Annotated in this window: 15 protein-coding genes; 9 read left to right on the top strand and 6 right to left on the bottom strand. The window is 72.0% G+C overall.

Features of this window, described 5'->3' with window-relative positions:
• Positions 1 to 357 precede the first annotated feature (357 nt).
• From VF289_RS05995 to VF289_RS06015, 5 genes are all read left to right on the top strand, one after another.
• Positions 358 to 1,725, top strand: a complete 1,368-nt coding sequence (locus VF289_RS05995; RefSeq protein ID WP_330882112.1) for an aspartate kinase — start codon at positions 358 to 360, stop codon at positions 1,723 to 1,725.
• Between the two features lie 80 nt (positions 1,726 to 1,805).
• The gene (locus VF289_RS06000) at positions 1,806 to 2,876 is read left to right on the top strand and encodes an aspartate-semialdehyde dehydrogenase (protein ID WP_330882144.1); all 1,071 of its coding nucleotides are present in this window, start codon (positions 1,806 to 1,808) and stop codon (positions 2,874 to 2,876) included.
• 20 nt (positions 2,877 to 2,896) lie between these two features.
• A complete protein-coding gene (locus tag VF289_RS06005) occupies positions 2,897 to 3,760 on the top strand; it encodes a helix-turn-helix domain-containing protein (RefSeq protein WP_330882114.1) in 864 nt (287 codons plus the stop codon).
• Positions 3,761 to 4,091: 331 nt separating this feature from the next.
• Entirely contained in the window at positions 4,092 to 4,628 is a 537-nt protein-coding gene (locus tag VF289_RS06010) for a PRC-barrel domain-containing protein (protein ID WP_330882116.1), read from the top strand.
• Positions 4,625 to 5,923 (top strand): glycosyltransferase family 4 protein, encoded by a 1,299-nt coding sequence (locus tag VF289_RS06015; RefSeq protein ID WP_330882118.1) that lies wholly within the window; start codon positions 4,625 to 4,627, stop codon positions 5,921 to 5,923. Before VF289_RS06010 ends, VF289_RS06015 begins: the two co-directional genes overlap by 4 nt.
• 151 nt (positions 5,924 to 6,074) lie before the next feature.
• Here the strand turns inward: VF289_RS06015 and VF289_RS06020 are convergent, their stop codons facing one another.
• The 3 genes from VF289_RS06020 to VF289_RS06030 all read right to left on the bottom strand — a co-directional run bounded on the left by VF289_RS06020 (position 6,075) and on the right by VF289_RS06030 (position 10,296).
• Positions 6,075 to 8,138 (bottom strand): potassium transporter Kup, encoded by a 2,064-nt coding sequence (locus VF289_RS06020; RefSeq protein WP_330882119.1) that lies wholly within the window; start codon positions 8,136 to 8,138, stop codon positions 6,075 to 6,077.
• 501 nt (positions 8,139 to 8,639) lie between these two features.
• Positions 8,640 to 9,905, bottom strand: coding sequence for an adenosine deaminase family protein (locus VF289_RS06025; protein WP_330882121.1), 1,266 nt, complete (start codon positions 9,903 to 9,905; stop codon positions 8,640 to 8,642).
• 97 nt (positions 9,906 to 10,002) lie between these two features.
• Complete coding sequence (locus VF289_RS06030; RefSeq protein WP_330882123.1) at positions 10,003 to 10,296, bottom strand: hypothetical protein; 294 nt, start codon at positions 10,294 to 10,296, stop codon at positions 10,003 to 10,005.
• A gap of 246 nt (positions 10,297 to 10,542) precedes the next feature.
• Here VF289_RS06030 and VF289_RS06035 point away from each other — a divergent pair, with 246 nt between their 5' ends.
• The gene (locus VF289_RS06035; protein ID WP_330882125.1) at positions 10,543 to 12,738 is read left to right on the top strand and encodes a sigma-70 family RNA polymerase sigma factor; all 2,196 of its coding nucleotides are present in this window, start codon (positions 10,543 to 10,545) and stop codon (positions 12,736 to 12,738) included.
• 16 nt (positions 12,739 to 12,754) lie between these two features.
• Here the strand turns inward: VF289_RS06035 and VF289_RS06040 are convergent, their stop codons facing one another.
• The 3 genes from VF289_RS06040 to VF289_RS06050 are packed head-to-tail and all read right to left on the bottom strand — an operon-like array spanning position 12,755 to position 14,698.
• The gene (locus VF289_RS06040) at positions 12,755 to 13,291 is read right to left on the bottom strand and encodes a gamma carbonic anhydrase family protein (RefSeq protein ID WP_330882127.1); all 537 of its coding nucleotides are present in this window, start codon (positions 13,289 to 13,291) and stop codon (positions 12,755 to 12,757) included.
• On the bottom strand, positions 13,288 to 13,950 hold the full coding sequence (locus VF289_RS06045) for a CoA transferase subunit B (protein ID WP_330882129.1): 663 nt from the start codon (positions 13,948 to 13,950) through the stop codon (positions 13,288 to 13,290). The genes VF289_RS06040 and VF289_RS06045 overlap by 4 nt, the downstream gene beginning before the upstream one ends.
• 1 nt (position 13,951) lies before the next feature.
• The gene (locus tag VF289_RS06050) at positions 13,952 to 14,698 is read right to left on the bottom strand and encodes a CoA transferase subunit A (RefSeq protein WP_330882131.1); all 747 of its coding nucleotides are present in this window, start codon (positions 14,696 to 14,698) and stop codon (positions 13,952 to 13,954) included.
• Between the two features lie 260 nt (positions 14,699 to 14,958).
• On the opposite strand from VF289_RS06050, the gene VF289_RS06055 reads away from it, so the two are divergent.
• The 3 genes from VF289_RS06055 (at position 14,959) to VF289_RS06065 (ending at position 19,440) form a co-directional block, all read left to right on the top strand.
• The gene (locus VF289_RS06055) at positions 14,959 to 17,391 is read left to right on the top strand and encodes a LuxR C-terminal-related transcriptional regulator (protein ID WP_330882133.1); all 2,433 of its coding nucleotides are present in this window, start codon (positions 14,959 to 14,961) and stop codon (positions 17,389 to 17,391) included.
• A 198-nt stretch (positions 17,392 to 17,589) separates the two neighbouring features.
• Complete coding sequence (locus tag VF289_RS06060) at positions 17,590 to 17,886, top strand: hypothetical protein (protein WP_330882135.1); 297 nt, start codon at positions 17,590 to 17,592, stop codon at positions 17,884 to 17,886.
• Positions 17,887 to 18,060: 174 nt separating this feature from the next.
• Positions 18,061 to 19,440 (top strand): M20/M25/M40 family metallo-hydrolase, encoded by a 1,380-nt coding sequence (locus VF289_RS06065; RefSeq protein WP_330882137.1) that lies wholly within the window; start codon positions 18,061 to 18,063, stop codon positions 19,438 to 19,440.
• The last annotated feature ends 88 nt before the right edge of the window (positions 19,441 to 19,528 follow it).

Raw genomic sequence — 19,528 nt, forward strand, 5'->3', positions numbered from 1 at the left:
CTCGGATGCCGGGGCCGCTGTGGCCAGGACCAGGCATTTTCGTAGACTGGACGGTGGCTGGTGCCCTATCTCGGGGCGTCCGCGGTCGCGCCAGGTGAGCAGAAGCAGCGTTCCCGGCAGCGGCTCAGGGACGCTTCCCGGCGGCGCAGGTCCCGGCCCTCGGGCCTGCTCCTCGGGCAGGCTCGACCCGCACGGCCTCGCACGACCCAGCACCACCGCACGACCCAGCACCACCGCACGACCCCGCACCACCGCATGACCCAGCACCACCGCATGACCCAGCACCATCGCACGACCCAGCACTACCGCACGACCCCGCACCACCCGCCTGTCCTCAACCGCGAAGGAATACGCCCCATGAGCCTGGTCGTCCAGAAATTCGGAGGATCCTCCGTCGCTGACGCCGACTCCATCAAGCGCGTCGCGAAGCGCATCTCCCTGTACGCGAAGGCCGGCCACAAGGTGGTCGTCGTGGTCTCCGCGATGGGGGACACCACCGACGATCTGATCGACCTCGCCGAGCAGGTGACCCCGAACCCGCCGCCTCGTGAGATGGACATGCTGATCACCGCCGGGGAGCGGATCTCGATGGCGGTGCTGTCGATGGCGCTGAACGAGGTCGGCGTCATCGCCCGCGCCTACACCGGCTCGCAGGCCGGTCTGATCACCGACGGTGACCACGGCAGGGCGCAGATCCGCGACGTCACCCCGGGCCGCATCCAGGAGGCGGTGGATGACGGCGCCGTCGCGATCGTCGCCGGCTTCCAGGGCGTCTCCCATGACTCCAAGGAGATCACCACGCTGGGTCGTGGTGGCTCCGACATCACCGCCGTCGCGCTCGCCGCCGCCCTGAAGGCGGATGTCTGCGAGATCTACTCCGATGTCGACGGCGTGTTCACGGCCGACCCCCGCATCGCGCCGTCTGCTCGCCGGGTGCCGCTGATCTCCAGCGAGGAGATGCTGGAGATGGCGGCCAACGGCTCCAAGATCCTGATGGCGCGAAGCGTCGAGTACGCGCGCCGCTACGGGGTGCCGCTGCACGTGCGGTCCTCGTACTCCGGTCGGGTGGGGACGATCGTCGCCGACAATCTCGAGCGCGAGATCACCCTCGACCCCGACGTCACCCTCCGCACCGCGGACGTCGTGCGACGCGACGCCGCAGACCCCAGCAAGGAGCTTCCCATGGACGACATCACAGCACCGGGCCTCGAGGCGCCGATCATCTCGGGCGTCGCCCACGACCGCAGCGAAGGCAAGATCACCGTCGTCGAGGTCCCGGACCTCCCCGGCCGCGCGGCGCTTCTGTTCGACGTGGTCGCGGGCACCGGCGCGAACATCGACATGATCGTGCAGAACTCCTCGACGGTGGATGACACCGTGGCGATCTCACTCACCCTCCCGGAGTCGGATGCCCCCGCGGCGCTGAAGGCCATCGAGGACGCGCACGAGCAGATCGGGTACACCGAGGTGCGCTACAACGACCAGATCGGCAAGGTCAGCATCGTCGGCGCCGGGATGCGCTCGCACCCGGGCGTCTCGGCGCTGCTGTTCCGCTCCCTCGGTGAGGCCGGCATCAACATCGACATGATCTCCACCTCGGAGATCCGCATCTCCGTGGTCACCGAGCAGGCCAAGCTCGATGACGCGGTGCGCGTGATCCACACGGCGTTCGGCCTCGACGCCGAGCAGACCGAGGCCGTGGTCTACGGAGGGACCGGACGATGAACCAGCACCAGAGCACCACCCAGAGCGCGGACCAGAGCGCCACCCAGAGCCCCGCCGTCTTCCCTGCGGTCCAGGTCGACATGGGGCGCACCCCGGGGTACGCGGCCGACGGGCCCGTCATCGGCGTGGTCGGCGCCACAGGCCAGGTGGGACGTGTGATGCTCGCCCTGCTCGCGGACCGCGCGGTCAGGCACTCCTCGATCCGCGTGTTCGCCTCGGCACGCAGCGCCGGATCGACCGTGCAGTATGCCGGGCTCCCGCTGACCGTCGAGGATGCGGAGGCCGCGGACCTCACCTCCGAGGGCAAGCGCGTGGACATCGCGATCTTCTCCGCCGGCGGCAGCACCTCCAAGGCGCTGGCTCCCCGTTTCGCCGAGGCGGGGGCGACCGTCGTGGACAACTCCTCGGCCTGGCGCCGTGACGAGGAGGTGCCGCTGGTGGTCTCCGAGGTCAACCCCGAGAAGCTGGCGAACCCGCCGCGCGGGATCATCGCGAACCCGAACTGCACCACGATGGCTGCGATGCCGGCCCTGAAGGTCCTCCACGACGAGGCGGGGCTGGCACGGCTGAAGGTCGCCACCTACCAGGCCGTCTCCGGTTCCGGCGTCGCTGGTGTCGCTGAACTGGCTGGTCAGGTGCGCAAGGGAGTCGACGATGTCGAGAAGCTCGCGATCGACGGCTCGTCTGTCGATCTCGGTGAGCCGGAGGTCTACGTCAAGCCGATCGCGTACAACGTGGTGGCGCTGGCCGGGAATCTGGTCGAGGACGGCTCCGGGGAGACCGACGAGGAGCAGAAGCTCCGCCATGAGAGCAGGAAGATCCTGGGCCTGCCGGATCTCCCCGTCGCGGGAACCTGCGTGCGGGTGCCGGTGATGAGCGGCCACGCGCTCGTCGTCCACGCCGAGTTCGACTCGGAGATCACCCCGGAGCGTGCCCGGGAGCTGCTCGAGGCGGCACCGGGTGTGCAGGTCGTGGACGTGCCGAACCCGCTCGAGGCCGCTGGTCGCGATGGGACATTCGTGGGCCGGATCCGCAAAGACCAGTCCGTCCCGGGCGACAAGGGGCTGGTGTTCTTCGTCGTGGCGGATAATCTGCGCAAGGGCGCCGCGCTGAACGCGATCCAGATCGCCGAGCTGATCGCCCAGAACTGACCTGTGAAGGAGAACCGCCGATGACGCTCGCTGGTACCAGTGGACCGCCCGGAGCCGGGACCGGCCCCTCGCCGCTCTCGGCGCTCTTCGCCGATCGGGTGGGCGAGGAGTCCCCGAACGGCGGTGCTGTGATGCCGGGCTCCGATCTGCTGACCCGCGCCCTGCGCACCCTGGACTCGATCTCCGCAGCGGAGATCGAGATGGGCGAGGAACTGCGCACCGCGGTCGGGACTGCCCCCGCGGTCGGGACTGCGGACACCACGGACGCGGTTCCCGAGCCGAAGGAGCAGGCGGCCGACAGGCCGACGTCCTCCACTCGGCGCGAGGAGATCCTCGATGCCGCCTCGGCGCTGTTCGCCGAGCGCGGGTACCACGGTGCGAGCCTGCGCGACATCTCCCGGCGCGTGGGCATCTCCCACCCGGGGATGCTCCATCACTTCGCTTCCAAGGAGACTCTGCTGGGTGCGGTGGTCGACCGGCTCGAGGCGCATGCGCAGGGGCTGCTGGACTCCGTCCAGGCGCTGCGGTCCTCGCCGCAGGCCTTCCTGGCGGCGCTCGCGGGGCCCTGGGATCCGCGCGTGCATTCGATGGCGCTGCTGGCCACGCTCTGCGCCGAGGTCGTCAATCCGGATCATCCGGGGCGGTTCCGCATCGCGAGGCTGCGCCTGGTGCACGAGCACGTGCTGGAGCAGGTGCTGACGGGTCTGGCGGCGAACGGCCGCCTGATCCCGGGAGCGGATCCGACGTTCCTGGCACGGACTCTGTTCTCGCTGCTGCTGAGCCTGACGGTGCGCGAGCACACCGTGCGCGAGCTGCAGAAGACGACCGAGGCCGATCCGATCGCCGATGTGCAGGAGTTCGTGCGCCTCGTCCTGGCGGACTGAGCGTCCTGGCGGACTGAGCGTCCTGGCAGGCTGAGTGCTGCGCCGGACTGAGCGTCCAGGTGCGCTGAAGCCTGGGCCTGCGCGAGCGTGGAGGTCGCTCCTCGACGACCGCCCTGGCCGCGGGAGCGGACTGATCGGTAGACTCTCGGGTTGTGATCGCCTGCGGACGCCCTCGATGAGCCCCGGCGCGACGCCTGAACGCTCGGGCGACGCCGGGGAGACGTCGATGCCCGACGGAATCGCAGCGTCCGATGGAACTGCAGCGTCCGACGGGGCGGCTGCGTCCGATGGAGCAGGAGCGCCTGGCGGAGCGACCTCCTCAGGAGGTGACATGACCCGCGCTTCCCGTCCCCGCGACCGGCGGATGCCGCCGCTCGAGGCGCCCGCCCGAGCGGCCCGGCGCCGGCGCCTGCAGGCTCTGGCGGGACTGACGGTGCACGGAAGCGACGGGAAGACCGTGGGGAGGGTGCGGGACATCTACCAGCAGGACGCGACCGGGGAACTCGCCGCGATCACCGTCATGCCGCGTCAGCTCAGCGCCCGCAGCGTGCTCATCCCCGCCTCCGCGATCGTTGCACTGCCCGCGGCGCCCCAGGACCACGCCGCCGAGGACGCCCGCGCTCCGAGGAACGCCGCAGCCGAGAGCCGAGCGGTCGAGGACCCCGCCGCCGACGGCGCCCCCACTGCCGACGCCGGCAACGACGCCGACACCGCCACCGATCCGGCCGACAACATCCTGCGCCTCCTGGTGCCGGCCGCGAGGGCGAAGGCTGGTGTTCCCCCGCCGCTGACCCTGCACGCCACGCCCGAGGAACTGCGGGACGCGGCGGCGGTACTCGGCCTCGAGGCAGGGTCCGCGCCCGCATGAGACTGCTGCTGCTCACGCACTACTACGCCCCGGAGTACGGGGCCCCTCAGCGACGCTGGTCCGCACTGGTCGAGCGGTTCCTCGCCGTCGGGCACCGAGTCACCGTCGCCGCGCCGGTGCCGCACTACCCGGCCGGTCGGCCCACTCCCACCCAGCGTCGCAGCCATCGGCGGGGCGCTGAGGAGCGGGGCAGGCACGGGGAGACCATCGTGCGCACCGCCTACCTCGCTCACCGTGCGGACATCGCCTCGCGCACCGCGGATCACGTGATCGCGGCGGGTGATGCCCTGCGCCGTCTGCGTCGGCGCTTCCGGCGGCCCGAGGATCGCCCGGACGTCATCATCGCGACCGCCCCGGCGATCCCCACCCTGCTGGTGGGGCGCCTGCTCTCGGCCCTGTGGGGTGTGCCGCTGGTGGTCGAGATGCGTGATGCCTGGCCGGATCTGGTGACCCACGTCGGCCCGGCCGGTGCGCTCAGCGCCGACGCCGCCGAGCAGGTGCACGCCGGTGCGCTGCGCCGTGCCCTCGCCTGGGCCGTGGCGCTCGCCAAGGGCGAGGTGCATCAGCAGGTCACCAGCTGGCAGAGCGGAGCACGCGCCGTGGTCACCACCACGGGCCGCTTCGCCCAGGTGCTGCGCGAGCGGGGCGTCGATCCGGTGCAGGTGGTGCGCAACGGCACCGACCTCTCCCTGGTCCCGCCGCAGCGCGACCACCTGCCCGGCGACCATCCCGAGCTGCGCTGCCTGTACCTGGGCAACATGGGCCGCTCCCAGGGGCTGGACACCGTGGTGCGAGCGGCGGCCGTGCTGCACCGGGAGGGCGTGGACGTGCAGGTGCGGATGGTCGGTCACGGGGTCGAGGCCCCGGCGCTGGCGGCGCTCGCCTTCGAGCTCGGCGCCCCGGTCGAGGTGATCCCGCGAATCCCTCACCGTGAGGTGGGCAGGCAGTACGCCTGGGCGGACACTGTCATCGTCTCGCTGCGGGACTGGGCGCCGTTCGCCTGGACGGTGCCCTCGAAGCTCTACGAGATGCTCGCGACCGGTCGGCACATCACCGCACTGCTGGACGGCGAGGCGGCGGACGTGGTCCGCGAGGCGGAGGCGGGGGACGTGCTGCCCCCGGAGGACGTTCCCGCGCTCACCGCGCTGTGGCGCGAGCTCGCGGCGGACCGCTCCCGGGCGGGCGTGCGCGCGAGCGGGCGGGCGTGGGTCGCCGATCATGCCGACGACGACGTGCTCGCCCGCCGCTACTTGGAGATCCTCACCGGCGTCCTGCCCGAGCACCCCTCGACCTGACCCATGACCCGGCCCGCCAGCCACACAGGACCCGGACCGCAGACCACCCACGAACCGGCCCGCCGGCCACCCACGAACCAGCCCGCAGGTCAACCGGCGTCGCAGCCCACGGCGCACCCCACGGCCCGCCCCACCCCCTGACCCGGGGCCCTCACAGCTCGGTCTCGGCGCCCATCAGCAGGGTGCGGGCAGGGGGCAGGTGCAGCACCTGGGTGCGCTGTGCGGAGGTGCGGTGCAGCCCGCGGAACAGCGCCCGCTGCCAGCGCGGCATCGTGCGGTCCTCGCCGGGCACGACCCGCAGCATGGACAGCACATAGACGGCCTCGTCGAGGTGCTCTGCCAGGTCCAGCTCCGGGATGTGCTGCGGGCAGTCATCCGAGCAGGACCCGTCCCGCCCGCCGTGCCGTTCCACGGCGGTGCGCAGCGCGGCGGGGACGTCCTGGGAGTCGTGGAATCCGACGTGGTAGCTGACGTGCACCAGACCGGGCACCCCGCCGACGGTCACCCCACCGACGGGCACCCCGCCGACGGTCACCCCACCGACGGGCACCCCGCTGACGGTCACCCCGTCACCAGGCACCCTGAGGCCGGGCACGCGGTCGCCGACCGCCCCGTCACCGAGCACGTCCACGTGCACCCGGTCGTCGCGGTGCACGTGAGGGACGCCGACGTGCTCGAGGGTCAGGATCACCACGTGCTCGTGCAGGACATGGTGCATCTCCACCCCTGTGCGCAGCGCCAGCGGCACCGTGGCGGGGTCCGGGTGCGGGTACACGGCCAGGCCCGGCACGCGGGGCACGGAGCGGGCGGGGCCGGCGACGAAATCGGCGATCGGTCCCTCCAGCTCCTGGCGCCGCGCGGCCAGCTGCAGAGCCCCGCGCCGCCAGGTGAGCATGATCGTGGTCAGCACGGCGGCGATCACCAGCGGCAGCCAGCCGCCGTCGGGGATCTTCACGAGGTTCGCCGCCAGCAGCAGCAGCTCGAGCCCGCCCACGACCACCGCGAGCATCACCACCTGCCACAGCGGGCGGCGCCGGACCCGGTGCGCGTACAGCAGGAACAGGGCCAGGACCAGGATGATCGTGGCGGTGACGGCGAGGCCGTAGGCGGCGGCGAGACGGCTGGAGTGCTGGAAGACCAGCACCAGCGTGAGCACCCCGAGGAACAGCAGCAGGTTCACCGAGCCCACATAGATCTGCCCGCCGTGCTCGGAGGAGGTCTGGGTGATCTTCAGCTTCGGCAGCAGGGTCAGGCGGGTGGCCTGGCGGGAGACGGAGAACGCCCCGGAGATCACGGCCTGGGAGGCGATTACGGTCGCCATCGCGGCCAGTCCCACCAGCGGCAGTCTCAGCGCCTCGGGCACCATCGAGAAGAACGGGTTCACGATCGTGCTCGGGTCGGCGAGGATCAGGGCGCCCTGGCCGAAGTAGTTCAGCAGCAGAGCCGGCAGCACCAGGCACCCCCAGGCGAGCGCGATGGGGCGGTGGCCGAAGTGGCCCATATCCGCGTAGAGCGCCTCGGCGCCGGTGATGGTCAGGACCACCGCACCCATCGCGATGAAGGCGACCAGCGGCCGGTCCACCATGAACGCGATCGCGTAATGCGGGGACAGCGCCCGCAGGATCGCGGGGTGGGCGAGCACATGGGGCAGGCCCATCGCGGCGAGCGTCAGGAACCACACCGCCATCACCACGCCGAAGGAGCCGCCGATGCGGCTGGTGCCCCAGCGCTGCACGGCGAACAGGGCGGTGAGCACGATCAGCGCACCGGGCAGGATCACCGCGTTCGGCACCGCGCCGGTGACCTCGATGCCCTCGAAGGCGGAGAGCACCGAGATCGCGGGCGTGATGAGCGAGTCGCCGAAGAACAGCGCGGCGCCGATGACGCCGAGCACCAGGGCGATCGCCGCCTCGCGCGGGCCCACGCCGGGGCCGAGCTTGCGCAGCACCAGCGCGGTGAGGGCGAGGATCCCGCCCTCGCCCTGGTTGTCGGCCTTCATGATCAGTCCGATGTACGTGACGGTGACGATGGTGATCAGGCACCAGGTGACCATCGAGATCACGCCGAGCACGTCCGGCTCCGTGGGTGCGACCGCGTGGTCGTGGAGGCTGAACACGGTCTGCAGCGCGTACAGGGGGCTGGTGCCGATGTCCCCGAACACCACTCCGAGCGCACCCAGCATCAGCAGCGGCAGCGGCTCCCGCGTGCGGGGCACCCCGCGATGGTCGAGGTGGCGGTGCGGGTGGTCATGAGTGTGCGGTGGGCGCACCGAGCGGGCCGACCGGGTGCGGGTCGCTCCGGCCGACCGCGTGCGGGTCGCAGCGACCGACGGGGTGCGGGTCGCAGCGCCCGGTGGGGTGCGTGGTGCGTCGGGCGTGGGAGTGCGGGGTGCATCGGCGGACGGGGCGCGGGGCGCTGCGGCCGGCGGGGTGCGTGGGGGACCGGCCGACGGGACGCGAGTCACCTCGGACGACGGGGGAGGGGCCGGTGGCGTGGAGCCGTCGGTCGGGTGGGGCTGCTCGTACTGCGGGGGATGAGGCTCGTCGGAGCGGGGCGAGCGCGAGATGTCCTCGGGCACGGAGGAGATCCTGCCACCGATCACGCCGATTGCACCCCTCCTCGGGGCACCAGAAGTGTTCCGTGCGCGACATGGAGCCGGCGGCCGGGCCCCGGCGTGCTGAGGAGTGCCTGGGTGGGCGGGCCGGAGGGGCCCCGCTCAGGAGTCCAGGGGGTTCTCCGAACGCGCCGGCGGCTGGTACTGGTCCTGATGCTGATCCGCCGCACGCGCCGCGGCGAAGGTGGGCAGCACGACCTCCTCCCGCAGCGCCTGGCGCTGTGCGGCCGGGGCGAAGCCGGCGTCGAGCCCGGTGAGCACGATCCGCTCGAGGTCCTCCAGGGTCCAGTCGAAGGCCTGCGCCGCCAGCAGCATCTCGCGGGAGGTGCGGGTGCGGCTCATCAGGCGGTTGTCGCTGCTGAGCGCGATCGCGAAACCGTGCTGGTACAGGGGGCCGACCTGGTGGGAGGGCATGTCCGGGGCACCGCCGGTCTGCAGGTTGGAGCTGGGGCACACCTCCAGGCAGATCTGCCCGGCGTGCACGCGCGCGGCGACCCGGCCGAATCGTGGGGAGGGCGCGGCGTCGTCACCCGCGGCGTCGTCACCCGCCGCGTCCGCGCCTGCTGCGTCGTCGATGTCCTCGAGCAGGCGCGCGCCGTGCCCGATCCGCTCGGCACCGCAGTCCAGGGCATCGGCGATCGAGGAGGGGCCGTCGGCCTCACCGGCGTGGATCGTCACCCGCAGCCCTGCGTCACGGGCCCGGTCGAACTGGGCCCGGAACCAGGAGGCGGGATAGCCGGCCTCCGGGCCGGCCAGATCGAGCCCCAGCACACCGGTCTCCTGGCGCGCGAGGGCGATCTCGACCAGGTCGTCGGTGGGGTCCAGGTGGCGCAGGTAGCACAGCAGCTGCCCCACCACGATCCGTCGCCCGGTCGCCTCCGCTGCGGCGACGCCCTCGTCGAGCCCGTCCTGGACGGCCTGCACGGCCGCATCGAGGGTGAGCCCGCCGGCGGTGTGCTGGTGGGGGGCCCAGCGGGTCTCGGCGTAGACCACGCCGTCGGCGACCATGTCCTCCACGAACTCGCGCGCGATGCGGCGCAGGTGGGGGGCTGTCTGCATGAGGGCGACGGTGTGGTCGAAGGTGGAGAGGTAGGCGGGCAGCGAACCGGAGTCGGCGGCGGTGTGGAACCAGTCGGCCACCGCGCGGACCTCCTCCTGTCCCCGAGGCGTCGCGTCCTCGGCCGTGGGCTGTGCAGCGGCGCCGGGCGAGGCCCAGGCGGCGGCATCGCCCGCGTCCTCGAGGCCGGGGACGGGAAGCCCCAGCTCTCGGCTGAGCTCGAGCACGGTGGCGGCGCGCACCCCGCCGTCGAGGTGGTCGTGGAGGGCGACCTTCGGCAGGGCGCCGACGAGTGAGGAGGTAAGGTCCATCACCCGAGGATACGCCGCGGCGGAGACTCCGGGGCTGAGCAGGGAACTCGCCGCGCTCACGGGGCGTGCGCGGCGTCGACCGCCGGGCGCTCGATGACTACGCCCTCCGATACCTGAGGGACACCAGGTGCTCGGCCACGGCGTCGGGGTCCTCGAGCGGGACCTGCCGGAGCGCCCGGGCCAGCTCACTGCTCCGGGGCGTGGCTGCGGTCCCCGCGACCTCGTCCTCCCCGTCCGGCTCCGACAGGACCGCTCTGCGGAGCACGTGGGTGGGGAAGGGCCCCACGGTCACCTCGTCCAGGCCGCTGGTGCACGTGATCCAGGCGCGGCTCCCGCGACTGATGATGGTGAGGGCGTCGCCGTCGATGTCCGACATCTCGATGCTGTTCATGGTTCTCCGAACTGAGCCTCGGACAGCAGCCCCTGTGGCGCCGTCCACACTCTCCACGAACCGGCCACGTTTCTATGACGCGGTGCGCATGATGGGGTGACGAGTGTCCGGAATGTCCGTGACCTGCCTCACTGGCGAGTCATCGTCGCGGGTCCGCGCACGTCTATCTGCTCGAGGGGTGCGGGAATCCGCGGCCCTCGCACGACTCGCGCGACCCGTCGCGCCACGAAGGGACAGGCCTGAGGCATGACCGATCGGAGTGATCGCGAGACCGAGGCGCGCCTCGATGCCCGGACGGACCTCGAGCTCCTCTCGGCGGTCCGCGCAGGGGACACGGGTGCCTACGCCGCGCTCTACCACCGGCACCTCGATGCCGCACTCTCCCGGGCGCGACGCCTCGGCGGCGGGCACGATCCCCAGGATGTGGCGCAGGAAGCCTTCCTCAAGATCCTCAAGGCCGTTCTCCGCGGCGGTGGGCCGCAGGACGGCTTCGCCGGATACCTGATGCGGGCTGTGCGCAATGAGGCCATCGACCGTTCGCGGCGGGCGCGGGAGATCGCCGTCGAGGACGTCGAGTCACTGGATCCGACGGGGTCGCAGACCTCCGACGGCGCGGACGAACGGATCGACAGGACGATGATGCAGAAGGCCCTCAGCAGCCTGCCGGCGACCTGGCAGCAGATCCTCTGGCTCACCGAGGTGGAGGGCCTGCCCCCACGAGAGGCCGCGCCACAGCTCCAGATGAGTCCGAACGCGGTGGCGCAGCTCTCGCGCCGGGCCCGCAGGGGCCTGCGGACGGCATGGCTGCAGGCGCACGTGGACGTCGCCTCCGCCCAGGAGGGCTGTCGACAGACGGCGGCGGTGCTCGGCGCGTACGAGCGCGGCCAGCTGGGCGCCGTGCGGGCGGCCCGGGTCGATGCGCATCTGGAGGGATGCCTGCGATGCTCCGCCGCTCTGGCCGAGCTGCGGCAGATCTCCACCGGGATGCGTTCCCTGCTGCTGCCGGTGGTCCTCGGTTCGCCCTTGCTGCTGGGCACGCTGTCGGACACGCTGGCGGCGGCCGGCGCGGGACTCGCGCTCGCGACTGCCCAGGGCGTCTCCGGGGCCGGTGTCTCTGGGGGAGCCGCAGCGGGCGGGAGCACTGCGGGCACGGCGCTCTGGACGAAGCTGGCCCTCTCGCTGCCGAGCTGGTCCGTGGTGGCAGGAGGGTCTGCCATGGCGGTGGCGGGCATCGTGCTCATGGCCCAGCTCCCGAGCACCCCGAGAAGCTCCGGAACGGGCTCTGAGACCGGCTCCGTCCATGCCCCGGTGGCCGCGCCGACCGCTCCGCGACCGCTCCCGGAGTCCGCGCCCCGGGCCGACCCGTCCACCGAGGGGGACCCGCCCCTCCCGCCGGGCGGCGCGGCGACCGAGCCACCGACCGGCGCGCCGGCCGAGGAGCCGGGAGGGACGGCGCCGGGGGCGAGCGCCGAGCCGCTCGAGGTCGAGATCGATGGCGATGGCGATGGCGATGGCGATGGCGAGGCCGGGGCCGATGCCGGGACCGAGGCTGGGTCCGTCGACTCGGCTCCCGTCCCCGCATCGCAGGATCCCGAGGCAGCTCAGGCCTCGCCGGACCCCGCCCCGCAGCCTGCTCCGGTGTCTCCCCCTGTGCTGCAGCCGCTCCCGCCGTCGATGTCGAATCCACCGCCGGTGCCGGCCCCCGTGCCGCCGCAGGAGCCGGTGGTGCCCGAACCGACGGAGGAACCGACGGTCGAGCCGGACCGGACGGAAGCGCCGGAGCCGACTGCGCAGCCGACGGTCGAGCCGGTCGACCCGGGGCCGACGGAGGAGCCGGCGGTCGAGCCGGAGCCGACGGAGGAGCCGACGGTCGAGCCGGAGCCCGCCCTCGCGGCGCCCACGATCGACTTCCCCGTGGGTGGGACCCGCACCGTCCCGCTCACCCTCTCTGGAGAGGGCACGCCCGGCGGGGTCGTGCGTGTCCACGATGCGCGGGACCGCGTGGTGGGGACGAGCACCGTCGGTGAGGACGGCACGTGGAGCGTCTCGCCGACGCCCGGCACCCCGGACGTCCCCACCCGATACCGCGCCGCGCAGGAGGCGGAGGGGACGTCGTCGCCGAGCAGCGCCTGGACCGACGAGTACACCTACCTCGCGCCCGAGCTCCTCGAGCCGGTGAACGGGTCCACCATCCCGGTGAACTATCGATACGACGGTGGGAGCGGCGCCTGGATGGTGATGACCTTCGGAACCGTGGAGGACCAGGAGCACGCCGTGATCATCGACGGCCGTCGGTGGGATCTGCCGGCGCGGAGCGCAGGGGAGACCGCGCGCTATCTCGCCCTGCTCGAGCGCGGCACGCACACGATCGAGCTCGCCTACGTCGACCCCGACACCGGTCGGCTCGGGGCGATCCGGGCGGCGACCCTGACGGTCGCATGAGGCGGCTCCGGGCCGCTCAGAGCGGTGCGGTGGTGGGGCCCGCGGTCGCCTCCCGGTGCTTCGCGGCCAGCTCGAGGTAGACGCGGGCGTTCTTGCGCAGCGCCTCCAGGCCTTCGTCGTCCAGTTCCCTGCGGACCTTCGCCGGCACCCCGGCGACCAGCGATCCGGGTGGGATCTGCATGCCTTCGGTGACCACGGCGCCCGCTGCGACCAGGCTGCCGGCTCCGACCACCGCGCCGTTGAGCACCACGGCGCCCATGCCGATCAGGGAGTCGTCCTCGACGGTGCAGCCGTGCAGCACTGCCCGGTGGCCCACGGAGACTCCGGCGCCCACCACGGTGGGGAAGCCGGTGTCGGTGTGGATCACGCAACCGTCCTGGATGTTGGAGCGCTCGCCGAGGGAGATGGAGTCCATGTCGCCGCGCAGCACGGCGCCGTAGAACACGCTGGTCTCCCCGGCCAGTGTCACGGCGCCGATCAGAGTGGCGTTCGGGGCGACCCAGGCGGTGTCCGGGACCTGGGGCGAGGTGCCGTCGAAGTCGATGGTGGTCACTGCGGGTGCTCCTTGGTCGGGTGGGTGAGCTGAACGGTGAACTCGGGCTCGGTGAGGGAGCGGACCTCGTCCTCGGTGACGCCGGGGGCGAGCTGGGTGAGCACCAGGCCGCTCTCGCGGACGTCGAAGACGGCGAGCTCGGTGATGATCCGGTCGACCACGCCCACGCCGGTCAGCGGCAGGGAGCACTCGCGGACGATCTTCGCGGAGCCGTCCTTGGCGGCGTGCTGCATCATCACCACCACGCGGCGAGCGCCCGCGACCAGGTCCATCGCCCCGCCCATGCCCTTGACGAGCTTGCCGGGGATCTGCCAGTTGGCGATGTCTCCGCTGCCGGTGACCTGCATGGCGCCGAGGATCGCGGTGGACATCTTTCCGCCGCGGATCATGCCGAAGCTGGTCGCGGAGTCGAAGATCGTCGCCCCGGGCAGCAGCGTGATGGTCTGCTTGCCGGCGTTGATGAGGTCCGGGTCCTCCTCGCCCTCGTAGGGCCAGGGCCCCATGCCCATCACCCCGTTCTCGGACTGCAGGGTGATGTCCACGCCCTCGGGCAGGGTGTTCGCGACCAGGGTCGGCATGCCGATCCCGAGGTTCACGTAGTCACCGTCGCGCAGCTCTGCGGCGGCGATCGCCGCCATCTCGACACGCGTCCAGGCCATCTCAGGCCACCTCCTGGGTCGGGGACTGCTGCGGATCGGGCTCGGGCTGCTGGGGGCGCGGCCGCACGGTGCGCTGCTCGATGTCCTTCGCGGCGGTGGCCTGCATCAGGTGGTGCACGTGCACGCCGGGGGTGTGGACGTCGTCGGGGTCGATCCCGCCGGGCTCCACGAGATGCTCCGCCTCGGCGAAGGTGACCTCGCCGCACATCGCGGCCATCGGGTTGAAGTTGCGGGCGGCGAGCCGGTAACGGAGGTTCCCGTAGTGGTCCGCGGTGTGGGCGTGGACCAGCGCGACATCGGCGGTGATCGCCCGCTCGAGCACGTAGGTGCGCCCGTCGAACTCGGCCGTCGGCTTGCCCTCCGCGATCGGGGTGCCATAGCCGGTGGGCGTGTAGAACGCGGGGATCCCCGACCCGCCGGCGCGCATCCGCTCGGCAAGGGTGCCCTGGGGGACGAACTCCACCTCGAGCTGCCCGTCGATGTACTGCTGCATGAACAGCTTGTTCTCTCCGACGTAGCTCGAGAGCACCTTGGCGATCTGGCCGTTCTCCAGCAGCAGGCCCAGGCCCTTGCCGTCCACCCCGAGGTTGTTGGAGGCGACGGTGAGGCCCTTGACTCCGCTGTCCCGCACGATGGTGATCAGATCGGTGGGGATCCCGCACAGTCCGAAGCCCCCCACCGCGACGGTCATGCCGTCGCGCAGCACCGTGGCCAGCTGGGCGGCGGCATCCTCCATGACCTTGGACATCGCTGTCCCTCCTGTCGACTGGGTCGGCCCTCGCGGCCGCGGGCGACGATGCCGGGCGGCGGAAGGGCGGGTCGTCCTCGAGCCTAGCCCGGAGCGGTGAGATGCGGACCCTGCAGTGCAGCGAAATGGACAGCTGTCCCTTTCTGTGCCCCGAATGTGGTGAAGTGGGATGTCAGTGCCAGAGCATGTCGTCGCAGCGCCGGAACAGGTCTCAGGATCCCTCCGCGCGCACACGCGCGGGTGCGGATGAAAGGACCCGGATGCTGCACCGTCGAATGGTGGATGCCCTGAACTCTTCGGCACCGCTGCTGTTCTTCGAGGCTGTTCTCGGGAGCGGGAAGTGGACCGTGCTGCGCCAGTGGACGGACGGCGCCGACAGCGACCACAACGAGATCCGCCTCTTGTTCCGCGCGGCGGGTCTCCCGACGACCTCTGCGGCCCTGACGCGGATGCTCTGGGCCTCGCTGCAGCATCAGCTCGGCCATGACCTGGAGGACCTGCCCGAGGACGATGCGCTGCTCGAGGACGCCGTGCCCCGCGGCCTGCGCCGGATTCGGCGGCCCGTGGTGGTGGCGATCCACGGCGTCGAGCACCTCGACCACGGGGCGTTCGACGCGCTCGTGGACCTGCTCGCGGCGGGGGTCCGACTGATCCTCGCCGGGATCGACGTCTCGGCCCTGCGATTCCGCGCCCGGAGACGCGGGGTGTACTACTCGACGCTGGGGGATCGGGAGACGCTGCTGACGCTCGCCGAGACCCGCTCGCTGATCGAGGAGCAGGGGACGGTGCTCTCCGAGGAGGCGCTGGGCGTGCTGTATGCCGCCACTCTCGGTCATCCCGGCGTGATCCTCTCCTGCCTCTCGTCCCTGCCGGTGGAGACCGCCGCCGGCCTGCTCGCCCGGGATCGTGCACTGGCCCTGCACCTCCTGGGCCAGTCGCTGGATCAGCAGTCCTCCGACTTCATCGACTTCCTGCTGGTGGCCGCGCGCGTGCCGCGCTTCACCCCGGCCGAGGCGGCCGAACTGACCGGGCGCGACCTCGCTCCCCGGTACCTGAGCAGGCTGCTGGAGCTGTCCCTGGGGCGGATGGTCTGGCATCCCGTGCTCCAGGAGCGGGTCTTCGTCTGGGAGGAGAGCCTGCGCCTGGTCGTCCGGCAGTCCGCGCCGCCCCCGCGGGGAGGCGAGGACGAACTCGTCGAGCACCTCCTCTCCGCGGCTCGCGTCGCGGGTGACGACGAGCTCCAGATCGCCGCCCTGGTGCGGACCGGTCAGCTGGATGAGGCCGAGTCGCTTCTGAAGGAGCAGGTCTGGGACCTGCTGCCCAACGCGATGGAACCGCTGTGGGCGTCGCTCGAGCAGCTCAGCCCCCTCCTCCTGGTCGATCGTCCCGCCCTGCTCAGCGCGCGCCTGCGGCTCAGCCCGACGCGTTCGCCCTCACCGGCCTCGCGGCGAGCGGTGGGCGGCGCCGGACGGGTCCTCAAGGACTGCGTGGACGCCGGTGCGCCGTGGAGACGGATGGGCAGCCTCGTCTACTCGATGGAGTTCGCGCTCCACCTCAGGGAGCGGGAGCGGGTGATCGCGCTGTTCGAGCGGGCTCGGGGCCTGTTGGGAGACCTCGTGGCCTCCGACGCCGCGGAGTCGGCGGGCAACCGGGAGATTTCCGAGCTCCTGCTGCTGGTCGAGATCGTCTTCCGCAGCGGGAACACGATCCCGGCCGCGGAGATCGCGCAGCTCGCAGCCCAGCTCATCGAGGCCGACCCCGTCGGCCGGGACCCCCGCGGGGAGCGCCTCGCCTTCGCGCGACGGGTCATCCTCCATGACCACAGGGCGCGAGGGCTGGAGGACGGGTTCTCGCCGGAGTCGCTGCTGCGCGGACCCGAGCTCCTGTGGCGCGACGCCGACCTCGTGGTGACGGCCATGACGCTGATGTGGGACGACCTCGACGGCGGGGACTTCGCGGCGGCGGATGCGCAGCTGCATGCCGCCGCGGTGCGGATCGACGACCCCGAGGAGTGGCCCATCCTGATGCTCATGAGGGCGCACATCGCGGTGTACCGGAATTCTCCTGGCGAGCTCGAGGCGTTCATCGGCGCCTTCGAGCGCGGCACCCTCTCGGAGCCCGGCCCGTTCGCCCAGCAGTCTCTGAGCCGGATGCAGCGCGTCACCGACTACCTCGGCCGGAAGGTCGGCAGAGCCATCCCGAGCCCCGGCTACCTGCCTGCGACCGCGGACGGGAGTCGCCCCTTCTATCCGCGCACCGAGTTCACCGTGCACCTCATGGAGGCGCTGTACGCCCTGCGCGCCGGCCGACCGGACGCGGCCGAGGCCGCGCTCTCCCAGGCCGTCGGGCTCACCCCGCGTCGGGAGCTGGGCCTGTACACCCTCGCCAGTGCGAGCGGCGAGGAGGTGCGCGCCCTGTGCGCGCTGGCCGAGGAGGTCCCGGGAGGGGCTCGGCTGGGCATCGAGAAGGCCCTGCGATTCGCCGGCGAGACGCGCGCCCCGGGCGTGGACCTCTCCGAACGGGAGCGCGAGGTGCTCGGGCACCTCCGGGACGGGGCCACGAACCCGCAGATGGCGCGGGCCCTGTTCGTCTCCGTCAACACCGTGAAGTTCCATCGCGCGAACCTGATGCGCAAGCTCGGCGTCACCAGCCGGGATCAGCTGCTGCAGAAGGCGGATCGATTGGGTCTGTGACCTGCGGCACCTACCCCTTCGGGTAGGGGCCTGGGGCCTGAGGCCTGCCCGAGGGTGCAGTCTTCTCGCCGGCAGTGTCAATGACGGACAGCTGTCCGGCACAGTGGGGGAGAGGGCATCGCTGACCGGATGGTCAGTCGATGCGTCGGCCGCGCTCGTCCTCGTCTCGCGGTGCACGACCACCGGAAGAGAAGAGCGATGAGCATACGACCCGAGGGGAGCGGGGGTTGCACCGAGGTGCTGCCCGAACCTCCTGACACCAGCACCCAGAGCTCGGCGCGGTTCGCCCTGATGGCGATGCCGGGGCACGAGATGCCGGTCCATGCCGTGGAGGCGACCGACCCCGACGGTGACGCGCTCACCGTGACGATGGATGCTCAGGGGGTGTGGGTCACGTGCACCTCGGGGGACGACGAGGTGACGCTCGGACCCTTCCCGGCGACAGCGATGGAAGAGGCGCTGAGGGCGCTCGTGGCGGTCTCGCGCGGGGAGTGAGGCGGGGCTCGGCCGTGCGCGACGCGGCGTGGACGCCCCAGGGGTGAGCGAGCTCGGGCCGTCACACTGAGGGCTCCATCCCTCCCGTCTCCTAGGGTGAGGGGTGCCCTCAGCGCCGGGACGGTCCAGCACGGTGCCCGCTGGGGCCCGGAACCCTCTGGAAGGACCCGCCCGGTGACCCTCGCCGACCCCACCCCCGAGCAGCTCGCCCTCGTCCAGGACGAGGCCGTGCGCATCACGCGCGACCTGATCCGCATCGACTCCTCCAACTACGGCGGCCACGACCCCGCCACCTGGGGGCCAGGGGAGCGGGAGGCCGCGGAGTACGTCGTCGCGCAACTGGAGGAGGTGGGCCTGGAGCCCGAGATCCTGGAGTCCGCCCCGGGCCGTTCGAGCGTGGTGGTGCGCCTGCCGGGGGAGGACCGCGAGCGCGGCGGTCTGGTGATCCACGGGCACCTCGACGTGGTGCCCGCGAACGCCGAGGACTGGACGGTGGATCCCTTCGCCGCCGAGATCGTCGACGGCATGCTCTACGGCCGCGGCGCGGTGGACATGAAGGACATGGACGGCATGATCCTCGCGATCGTGCGCCACCTGGCCCGCACCGGCCAGAAGCCGCCCCGGGACCTCGTGATCATCATGTTCGCGGATGAGGAGGCGGGCGGCACCTACGGCTCCCGCTGGATGATCGAGCATCGGCCCGACGTGTTCGAGGGCTGCACCGAGGCGATCAGCGAGGTGGGCGGCTACTCCATCACCCTCCCCCGCAAGGACGGCGGGGACGCAGGGGTGGAGGGCGGGGGGAGCACTCGCGCCTACCTGCTCCAGGCCGCCGAGAAGGGCTATGCCTGGCTGCGTCTGAAGGCCACCGGGCGGGCCGGCCACGGCTCGGTGCCGAACCACGAGAACGCGATCGTGCGGCTCTCGCAGGCGATCGCCGCGATCGACGCCCACGAGTTCCCCCGCGAGTTCGTCGCGAGCGTGCGCACCCTGCTGGACTCGGTCTCCGAGATCACCGGCACCCCCTGGCAGGAGGACGATGTGGAATCGTTCCTGCCCCTGCTGGGCGGGGCGAAGCAGTTCGTGGCCGGCACCCTCGCCGACTCCGCGAACGTGACCACCTTCCATGCCGGGTACAAGGGCAACGTCATCCCGCAGACCGCCGAGGCGGAGCTGGACTGCCGCTTCCTGCCCGGCCACCAGGAGGATCTGCTCGCCCTGATCGACGAGCTCTCCGGTCCTCACGTGGAGGTGGTCGTGGACAAGATCGGGATCTCCCTGGACGCCCCGCACGACACCGACTTCGTGCGCTCCATGCACCGCGCGATCCTCGCCGAGGACCCTGGCGCCGAGCTGATCCCGTACTGCCTCAGCGCCGGCACCGACAACAAGCAGCTCGCCCAGATCGGGATCGACGGCTACGGCTTCGCGCCGCTGCAGCTGCCGGCCGATCTCGACTTCGCCCCGCTGTTCCACGGCATCGACGAGCGCGTCCCGGTCGACGCGATCCGCTTCGGCGCCCGCGTGCTGCTGCGGCTCGTCCAGGACTGTTGAGGGGCGGTGTCCCTCAGCCTCGGAGCGGCGCGGTGCTCTGTCGCGGCACCAGCGTCATGGGGAGTCGCGCTGGGGATTCGATCCCTGC

It is taken from the genome of Brachybacterium sp. (genome assembly GCF_036379615.1).
Lineage (GTDB): Bacteria > Actinomycetota > Actinomycetes > Actinomycetales > Dermabacteraceae > Brachybacterium.

Coding starts and splice junctions, on each gene's coding strand:
- VF289_RS05995 (WP_330882112.1), top strand. CDS start 358: ATGAGCCTGGTCGTCCAGAAATTCGGAGGATCCTCCGTCGCTGACGCC.
- VF289_RS06000 (WP_330882144.1), top strand. CDS start 1,806: ATGGGGCGCACCCCGGGGTACGCGGCCGACGGGCCCGTCATCGGCGTG.
- VF289_RS06005 (WP_330882114.1), top strand. CDS start 2,897: ATGACGCTCGCTGGTACCAGTGGACCGCCCGGAGCCGGGACCGGCCCC.
- VF289_RS06010 (WP_330882116.1), top strand. CDS start 4,092: ATGACCCGCGCTTCCCGTCCCCGCGACCGGCGGATGCCGCCGCTCGAG.
- VF289_RS06015 (WP_330882118.1), top strand. CDS start 4,625: ATGAGACTGCTGCTGCTCACGCACTACTACGCCCCGGAGTACGGGGCC.
- VF289_RS06025 (WP_330882121.1), bottom strand. CDS start 9,905: ATGGACCTTACCTCCTCACTCGTCGGCGCCCTGCCGAAGGTCGCCCTC.
- VF289_RS06030 (WP_330882123.1), bottom strand. CDS start 10,296: ATGAACAGCATCGAGATGTCGGACATCGACGGCGACGCCCTCACCATC.
- VF289_RS06035 (WP_330882125.1), top strand. CDS start 10,543: ATGACCGATCGGAGTGATCGCGAGACCGAGGCGCGCCTCGATGCCCGG.
- VF289_RS06045 (WP_330882129.1), bottom strand. CDS start 13,950: ATGGCCTGGACGCGTGTCGAGATGGCGGCGATCGCCGCCGCAGAGCTG.
- VF289_RS06050 (WP_330882131.1), bottom strand. CDS start 14,698: ATGTCCAAGGTCATGGAGGATGCCGCCGCCCAGCTGGCCACGGTGCTG.
- VF289_RS06055 (WP_330882133.1), top strand. CDS start 14,959: ATGCTGCACCGTCGAATGGTGGATGCCCTGAACTCTTCGGCACCGCTG.
- VF289_RS06060 (WP_330882135.1), top strand. CDS start 17,590: ATGAGCATACGACCCGAGGGGAGCGGGGGTTGCACCGAGGTGCTGCCC.